Consider the following 9810-nt stretch of genomic DNA (forward strand, 5'->3'; position numbering starts at 1 on the left):
CTCCTATTCCAGCCGCAGATGCGATCGCCCGAACAGGCCGGTCGGCCGGACGAGCAGCGTGACGACGAGAAGCAGCGCGCCGAAGGCCTGGGTATAGGCGAGCGCTCGGTTCGGGTCGGGCAGGTAGCCGACGCCGAGCCCCTGCACGAGGCCGAGAAGGATGCCGCCGGCGATGCTGCCGCCGACGGAGCCCATACCGCCGAGCACGATGATGATGAAGGCCTGGACCGCCGGCAGGTCTCCCATCGACGGCGACTGCGCGAAGATCGGCGCGATCAGCGCGCCGGCGCCGCCGGCCAGCGCCGAGCCGAGGCCGAATGCGACGGTGTACATGCGGCGCGGGTCGATGCCGATGACGGCTGCGGATTCCCGGCTCTGGCTGACGGCATCGAGCGCCTGTCCGAGCGCGGTGCGCTTGAGAAACACGGTGAGGCCGACGAGCAGGACGACGGCGACTATTGCCGCGATGAGCCGGTCATAAGGAAGGATCAACGGCCCGAGGATCAACGCACCGGTCATGAAGGAAGGCGGCGACTTGGCGAAGGGCCCGAAGACCACCAGGCCGAGATTTGTGAGCAGGATGGTCAGCCCGAAAGTGACGATAATGGCGTATTCGTCCTTGCGCTCCACCTTGTCTGTGTACATCGGCGCGATGACCAGCCGCTCGAAGACGACGCCGAAGACGAAGAGGGCGATCATAGCTCCCGCCACTCCCACGAGGGAGGGCAGGCCAAGCGCCGTGATGAGATAGTAGGACGCGTAACCGCCCAGCATGTAGAGCGATCCGTGGCCGAAATTGACGACCTTCAACACGGAGAAGACCAGCGTCAGCCCCGACGCGACGAGGGCGAAGATGAGGCCGATGACCAAGCCGTTTATGGCAAGAAGAAGGAAATAGCTCATGATCCGGTCGCAGCAGCCGCAGATCGATTGGACTGATCAGACGAAATGATGGCCGGCAGCCTTGGGCTGCCGGCCTCTGCCATCACTTGGCGATCTTGTCCGTGGTGGCCCACTTCTTCGGATAGACGATGGCCGCGTCCTCCGGCGATTGGTTCTCGGCTGTGTACTGGATGATCGTGAAGGGGACATCCTTGAACTGGTGGAATGCCCAGTCCGGCGTCTTGTCGGTCGGGAACGTGTAGGTGGCGTTCACGCCTTCGTGCTTGATCTCTTCCATCGCCTTGATGATGGCGGCGCGGTCGGCGGAGCCGGCCTTCTTGATGGCCTCGATGACCACGCCGAGCGTGTCGTAGGCTTCCAGGGCGACGCCCGTGGGCGCCCGGTTGTACCGCTCGGTGAAGGCTTTGACGAAGTCCTTCGCCTTGTCGTTCCACTGCGACTTCGGCTGGGCGACATTGACGATCAAAAGGTTCTTTGCGCAGGGGCCATCGACCTCCCAGACTTCCTTTTGCAGCAGGCCGGACGAACCGATCAGGGCCGTCTCGGCGGTTGGCGCCAGGCCAAGCTGGCACGCCTGCTTGACAAGCTGGTACTGCGCCTGACCGGCTATGACCATCTGGATCGCGTCGGGCCGCGGGCTCTGGTTCATGAGGCGCAGCAGAGCCGGCGTGAAGTCCTGCTGGTTGAGGTCGACCGTCGCCATCGTATAGGGCACGTTCTTGGCCTTGAGCTCGTCGGCGATGACCTTGGCTCCGCCCTGTCCGAAATCAGTGTTCTCGGCAACGATGGCGATGTTCTTGTAGCCTTGTTCGACCGTCCAGTCGGCCGCCTTGACGTAGACGAGCGAATTTGCGGGCGCGAGGCGGAAGACTTCCGGATATTGCTTGGCCGTTATGGCGTCGGCCCAGACGTCCGTGCCGACCCACGGCACGCCATATTTGTGCGCTTCCTCGATCTCGGCGAGAGCGACCGAGGAGTGGAACTCGCCAATAATCGCCGACACGTTGTCCTTGGTGATCAGCCGCACGGCTGCCGCGCTGCCTTCCGCCGGCTGGCCCTTGGTATCCTCGTAGGTGACATTGATCTGGCGGCCGAGCACGCCGCCGGCCTTGTTGATCTGGTCGACTCCAAGCTGGACGGCCCATTGCATTTCCTGGCCGCCGGAATAGTTGCCGGGCGGTGACAGTGGTCCGACCCAGCCGATGGCGATCGAATCTTCGGCCATCGCGGGCAAAGTGGCGAACGGCAGCGTGGCCAGCGCCAACGCGGCACCGAGATGAAGATGCAGATTACGTTTCATTGTGCTCCTCCCTGCCTTTTTGGCTTATGTGATATGAAACAGTACACTCATTTTTCAGGTTTTGAAACACCTATTGCAGCAACAAAACGACGGGCGTAGATTCAGGACCATGTTGGAACCCGCCTTCCGTTCGCGCCTCCTGGAGGCTTACCAGGCGATGCCGCGCCAGCTTCGTGCGGCAGCGCAATGGGTGCTCGACAATCCGCGCGAGGTGGCGTTGCTGACGATGCGGGAGCAGGCGCGTCGGGCCGGCGTCAGTCAGGCATCGATGACGCGGCTGGCGCAGCGCATGGGTCTCGACGGCTATGAGGACCTGCGCAGTCTCTATGCCGAAATGTTGCGCCGGGGGGAGACGGAATTCTCCGAAAAGGCCGGGGCCCTCGTCGAGCGCCGTCGCCAAGAGGGCGACGGGGCTTTGGCTTTCGACCTCATCGAAACGCTGAAGCGTCACCTGGAGGCGCTCTGCCGGCCGACAGCGCTAGAAGAGGTCACCAAGGCTGCTGCCGTGCTTGCCGCCGCGGGGCGCGTCCATGCGCTCGGCTATCGCTCGAGCTATACGGTCGCCTACCATTTTGCCTATGTCTACGGGCTTGCCGGCGGCGCCGTTCACCTGCTTGACGGTCCGGGCGGAACAGGTCCGGACGCCTTGCGGGAAGCAAGGCGAGGTGATGCGCTTCTTGCCGTCAGCGTGAAGCCATATACCCGCGCGGCCGTCGAGCTCGTGGACTACGCGCTGACGCGGGGGCTTGATGTCGTCGCTATAACGGACAGCGTGGTTTCGCCGCTCGTGGCGCGTGCGCGCGCAACGATCATTGTGCCAACCGAAAGCCCCTCATTTTTCCACACGATGGCGCCGGCTTTCGCGGTCGCCGAGGCCCTGGCGGCGATCCTTGCGGCAACCGCCGGCGACAGGGCTCTCGCCGCCGTGCGCGCGATGGAACGCCAGTTCAAGAGCCTTTCCACTCACATCTGAGATCGGCCGACCTATGACCCACATTCTCCACAGGTCCATCAGAGGTAAACTTCCCGTGGCCGTGGGCGGCAAGGGCATCGAGCTCTTCGACAGCGAAGGGCGAAGCTACATCGACGCGTCCGGCGGCGCGGCTGTCTCCTGCCTCGGGCACAGCCATCCGGACGTGCTTGCCGCGCTGCATGCGCAGCTCGACAAAATAGCCTACGCTCACACGAGCTTCTTCACGACCGATGTGGCCGAGCTACTTGCGGACCGGCTGGTCGCCGATGCTCCGAAGGGCATCGACCATGTCTATTTCGTCAGCGGCGGCTCCGAGGCTGTCGAGGCCGCGCTGAAGATGGCGCGCCAATACTTCGTGGAGAAGGGCGAGCCGCAGCGGCGCCACATCATCGCACGCAGACAGAGCTATCACGGCAACACGCTCGGCGCGCTTGCCGCCGGCGGCAATGAGTGGCGGCGCAGCCAGTTCAGGCCGCTTCTCATCGAGACGCACCACGTCGACCCGTGCTTTGCCTACCGGTTCCAGAAGCCCGGCGAATCCGATGCCGACTATGCGGCGAGAGCCGCGCAGGCGCTCGAAGACAAGATACTGGAGCTCGGCAAGGATGAGGTCATCGCCTTCGTTGCGGAGACGGTGGTGGGCGCCACCGCCGGCGCCGTCGCGCCGGTTGCGGACTACCTGAAGCGTATCCGCGCCATCTGCGACCGTTACGGCGTCCTCCTCATTCTCGACGAGGTGATGTGCGGCATGGGACGCACGGGCACGCTCCACGCCTGCGAGCAGGACGACGTTTCCCCTGACCTGATGGCGATCGCCAAGGGACTTGGCGGCGGATATCAGCCTATCGGAGCGGTGCTTCTGTCACGCAAGATATTCGATGCCTTCGCGAACGGCTCGGGCTTCTTCCAGCACGGTCATACCTATATGGGCCACCCGATGGCGGCTGCCGCCGGCCTTGCCGTGCAGGAGGTCATCCGCCGCGACAACCTGCTCGAGAATGTCAGGCAGATGGGAGAGCATCTGGCGCGGCGGTTGAACCAGCGCTTCGGCAACCACCATCATGTCGGCGACGTTCGCGGCCGCGGTCTGTTCCAGGCGATCGAGTTCGTCGCGGACCGCAGCACCAAGGAGCCATTCGATCCGGATGTGAGGCTCCATGCGCGCGTGAAACAGGCGGCGATGGCCAATGGCCTCATGGTGTATCCCATGGGTGGAACGATCGACGGCAGGCGTGGCGACCATGTGCTGATCGCGCCGCCCTTCATTTCAACGTCCCAGGATATAGACATGATCGTGGAACGGCTCGGCAATGCCGTCGATGCGGCAATTCAAGGCACGAACGTCGCGTGAAGAGCGGCGATAATCGGAGCCGGACCGGATGGCGATCTCGCCGATTGCCAGCGGGCCTTCGACCAATGGCGCCCGCGCTATAACCACGAACGTCCGTCAGTCGGTCGTGACGGCGCAGGATCGCAGTGATCGTGCTCGCCGCCGGGACCCCGAGCTCACTACGCCGGGGATCACACCGAGCGCGTGATACCGCCGTCTATCTTGATGTTCTGGCCGGTGATGTAGGCAGCGCCGTCCGAGGCCAGGAAAGCGATTGTTGCGGCGACTTCCACGCTGGTGCCGTAGCGTTTCATCGGCACGCTTTCCCGACGCTCCTCCGTCGCCGGCAGGCTGTCGATCCAACCCGGCAGAACGTTGTTCATCCGGATGTTATCGCCGGCATAGGTGTCGGCAAAGATCTTCGTAAAGGACGCCAGGCCGGCGCGGGCAACGGCCGAGGTTGGAAACATCGCGCTCGGCTCGAATGTCCAAGCTGTCGAGATGTTGATGATTGCGCCGCCCTTCTGCTTTTGCATCACCGGCGTTACCAGCCGGGTCGGGCGCACGACGTTGAGAAAATAGGTGTCGATGCCCTTGTGCCAGTCCTCGTCCGTGATCTCCAGGATCGGGGCACGCGGACCGTGGCCAGCGCTATTGACCAGAACATCGATGCGTCCCCAGCGCGCCAGGGTGTTATCGACCAGGCGCTTCAGATCGTCGTTCGACTGGTTCGAACCGGTAACACCGATACCATCGAGCTCTTTCGCCAGAGCCTCGCCTTTGCCTGAGGAGGAGAGGATCGCGACCTTGAAGCCGTCGCTCGCCAGCCGGCGCGCGGCTTCTGCGCCCATGCCGCTGCCGCCTGCCGTGATGATCGCCACTTTGTCTACTGTCATCGCATTGCCCTTTCAGCCTTCTGCACATGATAGCCACACCCAGCAGCCATCACGAATCCGAATCCGGATCACGTGAGGATAGAAAACTTCCTCGTCAGCTGCTTTGGGCCTGGAGCACTTGGTGTCAGCTACCAAGGCCACCTGGCTTGCCCACGAAGCCCTATGCGTTACATTTTCCGCCAGCATGGCGCTTTCTGAAATCGCATGCCCCGACTGGCCGGGAAATTCGTGGTCAAACACACGAATTCCCAATCCAAGCTTCCAAGGAACGGAAAATGTCTCTGTCCAGAACCATTTTTGCCGCCGCAATCGCGCTCACGGCATCCGTCGGCGCGGCAAGCGCGCAGGTCGTGGTTTCCTCCAAGATCGACACGGAAGGCGGCGTGCTCGGCAATATCATCCAGCTCGTGCTCAACGCCAACAACATCAAGACTACCGACCGCATCCAGCTTGGCGGCACTCCGGTCGTGCGCAAGGCGATCACAGCCGGCGAGATCGACATCTATCCTGAGTATACGGGCAATGCCGCCTATTTCTTCGAGAAGGCCGACGACCCAGTCTGGAAGGATGCGGCCAAGGGCTATGAGCTGGCCAAGAAGCTGGACTATGACGCCAACAAGATCGTCTGGCTCACGCCGTCGCCCGCCAACAACACCTGGGCGATCGCGTTGCGCAAGGATGTGGCAGAACCCAACAAGCTCGTGACGCTGTCGGACTTCGGCAAATATGTGAAGGATGGCGGCCAGGTCGTGCTGGCGGCTTCAGCCGAGTTCGTCAATTCGGCGGCGGCGCTTCCCGCTTTCCAGACCACCTATGGCTTTCAGCTCAAGCCGGACCAGTTGATCACGCTGTCGGGCGGCGACACCGCAGCCACGATCGCGGCTGCGGCAAACCAGACCAATGGCGCCAACGCAGCGATGGTCTACGGCACCGACGGCGGCATTCAGCCGTCCGGCCTCGTCGTGCTCGAGGACGACAAAGCCGTGCAGCCGGTCTACCAACCCACGCCGATCATCCGCGAGGCGGTGCTGAAAGAGCATCCGGAGATCGAGGCGCTGTTGAAGCCCGTCTTCGAGAAGCTCGATCTCGTAACGCTGCAGGAGCTCAACGGGCGCGTGCAGGTGGGCGGCGAGCCGGCGAAGTCGGTAGCTGAGGATTTCCTCAAAAAGAACGGATTCCTGAAATAGCGTGTCAGGCTTGAGAGGGGCGGGCGAGGTCGTCGGTGGGACAATTTCGACCTCGCCCAACCATGCCGACATGACGGCGGCAGAGCATTCGGAACAGGTGCCGCGGAAAGAGCGCTCTCTCCGGCTCGGCCTCGACAAGCTCGGCGTGGCAATCGCGCTGATCGTCGCTTATGCGGTGCTGGTGTCGCCGTTTACGACCTTCCGAGCAAACCGCATCGTGCCGGGAGCGCCGGAGACGATTATCAACTCGTTGCCCGGCTGGGCCGGGGCAGTGCTTCTTGGAGTCATCGCGGTCGCAAGCCTGATCGCGCTGGTCAAAGGCCCGGCACTCTCTCGGCTCGCCGCGGGTTTTGTCGTGCTTGCTGCGCTCGCAATCCTGATCGGCATCTCCGCCGCTCACCTGACGCCGCCCGGCAACAACTATGCACGTGTCTCGCCTGCTTCCGGATTCTGGCTCCTCGTCTTCGCCTTCGGCCTCCTGGTGGCCGACGCCTTTGCACGGCTCGAACTTGCGCCGCTCGCCCGCATCATCGTGCTCCTCGTGACCGCAGCGGCTATCGGGCTGCTGCTTGGCTCAGGCGCCTGGGACGGGTTGTCGATCATGAAGGAATATGCCAGCCGCGCCGACACGTTCTGGGCCGAGGCCGGCAAGCATGTCACGCTGGCGCTCGGGTCGCTTGCCGCGGCAGTGCTCGTCGGCATCCCGCTCGGCGTCACCTGCCACCGCGTGCCGGCGCTCAAGGCAGCGGTGCTCAACGTGCTCAACATCATCCAGACCATTCCCTCGATCGCGCTGTTCGGCATATTGATCGCGCCGCTCAGCTGGCTCGCTGCTCATGTCCCGGCTGCGGCGGCGATCGGCATCCGTGGCATCGGCACGACGCCCGCCTTCGTTGCGCTCTTCCTCTATTCGCTGCTGCCGGTCGTGGCTAACACTGTGGTCGGGCTTGCTGGTGTGCCGCGCGAGGCGAACGATGCCGCCCGCGGCGTCGGCATGACCGAGCGCCAGCGCCTGTTCGGCGTCGAATTTCCGCTGGCCCTGCCGGTCATCCTTACGGGCATCCGCATCGTGCTCGTCCAGAACATCGGCCTTGCGACCATCGCCGCGCTGATCGGCGGCGGCGGCTTCGGCGTGTTCGTGTTCCAGGGCATCGGCCAGACGGCAATGGACCTGGTGCTGCTCGGCGCGGTGCCGACCGTGGCGATGGCGTTTGCCGCTGCCGTCATCCTTGACGCCATTGTCGAGCTCAGCGCCAGAAGGGGGAGGGCAGCATGATCGAGATCGAAAGCATCACCAAGCACTATAACGGGACCGCCGTCGTCGACGATGTCTCGCTGGTCGTCGAGCCGCGTACGATCGCTGCGGTGGTGGGCACGTCGGGCTCCGGCAAGACGACGCTGTTGCGCATGATCAACCGGCTGGTCGAGCCGACCTCCGGTGCGATCCGGCTCGACGGCGAGGACAATCGATCGCTGCCCGGCTACGAGCTGCGCCGCCGCATCGGCTATGTGATCCAGGGGTATGGCCTCTTCCCGCACCGCACCGTAGCCGCCAATATCGCGACCGTCCCGATGCTGCTCGGCTGGGACAAGGCGCGCATCGACGCGCGCGTTGCCGAGCTGCTGACGCTGTTCCAGCTCGATGCTGCCACCTTCGGGCCGCGCTACCCGCACGAGCTTTCGGGCGGCCAGCAGCAGCGCGTCGGCGTCGCCCGAGCACTGGCGGCGGAGCCCAACGTGCTCCTGATGGACGAGCCATTCGGAGCGCTCGATCCGGTCATCCGCACAAAGGCGCAGGACGATTTGCTGGCCATCCAGAAGCGCTTTGGCACGACGATCATCCTCGTCACCCATGACATGGAGGAGGCGATCCATCTCGGCGACAAGATCGCGGTGATGGAGTCCGGGAAAGTGGAGCAATATGCGACGCCGGCCGAGATACTCGCCAAGCCGGCGAACCATTTCGTCGAGGCGCTGATCGGCACAGGCGACCGACCGTTCCGACTGCTGTCGCTGAGCGAGGTAGGCGCGATCGCCGAGCCTGGCCCGGCGGAAGGCAAAGCTCTTCCCGCGACAGCCACGCAGCGCGATGCGCTCGCTGAGCTGTTGTGGTCCGGGCGCCGGGCGCTGCCGATCACGGCCGCGGACGGATCGCTCGTCGGCCGCGTCACTTTCGAGCAGTTGGTGAAGCGGGCAGCGAGGCCGGCCGCATGAGACCGACGCTGCCGACGTTGCTCAGGCTCGCCGCACTCGTCATCCTTGTCGCCTTCGTCGCGTGGCCGGAATGGTTTGCGCCGGTGTTCAGGCCGCTCACCCAGAACAACGCCCCGGCGATTTATAACCAGGGCAGCCTGCTCACCCTGACACTCACCCACCTGCGCACCGTGCTGATCGCGACGGTTGCCGCGACAATCGTCGCCGTGGGGCTCGCTATCCTCGTCACGCGGCCGATCGGGGTCGAGTTTCTGCCGCTGTCGCGGAGCCTTGTGAATATCGGTCAGACCTTTCCGCCGGTCGCCGTGCTGGCGCTCGCAGTGCCTGCGGTCGGTTTCGGCGAGAAGCCGACGCTGATCGCGCTTTTCCTCTACGGACTGCTTCCGATCTTCGAGAACGCGCTGACCGGCCTCACGACGCTGCCGCAGCCGGTGACCGAGGCAGCGCGCGGCGTTGGCATGACGGGGTGGCAACGGCTGATCAAGGTCGAGCTGCCGCTTGCCCTGCCGGTCATACTCGCCGGCATCCGGCTTTCCGTCGTGATCAGCCTGGCAACCGCCACGATCGGCTCGACCGTCGCGGCCAAGACGCTTGGCGAGGTGATTATCGCCGGGCTGCTGTCCAACAATCTCGCCTTCGTGCTGCAGGGCGGACTGATTGTCGGCATCCTTGCCGTGCTGACCTATGACGGCCTTTCGGCTCTCGAGGCACTCGTTGCCAGGCGGGCAGGGGTGAGTACGGCAGTAGGAGAGTAGGGAAGGGGATGTGCTGGCGGGCGCGTTCCGCACTTGGAATGGGGCTGCCGAGCCCTTACCCTACGAAAGGGGAAGAGGGCGCCGACGGCGTGCCTGTTGATAACTTCGACGGCGAATTTTATCTTCAAATCGCTGTTGACATGGAAAGTGGGTGCCGCCTATATACGCCCCACAACGAGGGCGGCGCGCCGCTGGCGACCAGAAAGTTCGCCCTTGTGAAATCCAAGAGAGCCGCGTGAGCGACACTCTGCG

Annotated in this window: 9 protein-coding genes; 6 read left to right on the forward strand and 3 right to left on the reverse strand. The window is 64.0% G+C overall.

The annotated features are described in order from the left end of the window. Positions 1-3: 3 nt before the first annotated feature. Together SAZ10_RS12915 and SAZ10_RS12920 are read right to left on the reverse strand one after the other, a co-directional pair. Positions 4-903: a branched-chain amino acid ABC transporter permease gene (locus SAZ10_RS12915; protein WP_318609618.1), complete on the reverse strand. Its 900-nt coding sequence runs from the start codon at positions 901-903 to the stop codon at positions 4-6. A gap of 82 nt (positions 904-985) precedes the next feature. After that, positions 986-2203, reverse strand: coding sequence for an ABC transporter substrate-binding protein (locus SAZ10_RS12920; protein ID WP_318609619.1), 1218 nt, complete (start codon positions 2201-2203; stop codon positions 986-988). Between the two features lie 109 nt (positions 2204-2312). Between SAZ10_RS12920 and SAZ10_RS12925 the strand changes: the two genes are divergently transcribed. Beyond that, positions 2313-3176 (forward strand): MurR/RpiR family transcriptional regulator, encoded by an 864-nt coding sequence (locus SAZ10_RS12925; protein WP_318609620.1) that lies wholly within the window; start codon positions 2313-2315, stop codon positions 3174-3176. A gap of 13 nt (positions 3177-3189) precedes the next feature. Further along, positions 3190-4527, forward strand: coding sequence for an aspartate aminotransferase family protein (locus tag SAZ10_RS12930; protein WP_318609621.1), 1338 nt, complete (start codon positions 3190-3192; stop codon positions 4525-4527). Between the two features lie 170 nt (positions 4528-4697). Here the strand turns inward: SAZ10_RS12930 and SAZ10_RS12935 are convergent, their stop codons facing one another. Further along, positions 4698-5402, reverse strand: a complete 705-nt coding sequence (locus SAZ10_RS12935; RefSeq protein ID WP_318609622.1) for an SDR family oxidoreductase — start codon at positions 5400-5402, stop codon at positions 4698-4700. A 275-nt stretch (positions 5403-5677) separates the two neighbouring features. Between SAZ10_RS12935 and SAZ10_RS12940 the strand changes: the two genes are divergently transcribed. The 4 genes from SAZ10_RS12940 to SAZ10_RS12955 all read left to right on the forward strand — a co-directional run bounded on the left by SAZ10_RS12940 (position 5678) and on the right by SAZ10_RS12955 (position 9558). Continuing rightward, positions 5678-6589, forward strand: coding sequence for an ABC transporter substrate-binding protein (locus SAZ10_RS12940; RefSeq protein WP_318609623.1), 912 nt, complete (start codon positions 5678-5680; stop codon positions 6587-6589). Between the two features lie 70 nt (positions 6590-6659). Then, positions 6660-7865, forward strand: coding sequence for an ABC transporter permease (locus SAZ10_RS12945; RefSeq protein ID WP_318609657.1), 1206 nt, complete (start codon positions 6660-6662; stop codon positions 7863-7865). Continuing rightward, entirely contained in the window at positions 7862-8803 is a 942-nt protein-coding gene (locus SAZ10_RS12950) for an ABC transporter ATP-binding protein (RefSeq protein ID WP_318609624.1), read from the forward strand. Before SAZ10_RS12945 ends, SAZ10_RS12950 begins: the two co-directional genes overlap by 4 nt. Beyond that, positions 8800-9558: an ABC transporter permease gene (locus SAZ10_RS12955; RefSeq protein ID WP_318609625.1), complete on the forward strand. Its 759-nt coding sequence runs from the start codon at positions 8800-8802 to the stop codon at positions 9556-9558. Before SAZ10_RS12950 ends, SAZ10_RS12955 begins: the two co-directional genes overlap by 4 nt. Positions 9559-9810 lie beyond the last annotated feature (252 nt).

The organism is Mesorhizobium sp. BAC0120, from assembly GCF_033542235.1.
GTDB lineage: Bacteria > Pseudomonadota > Alphaproteobacteria > Rhizobiales > Rhizobiaceae > JAWRCU01.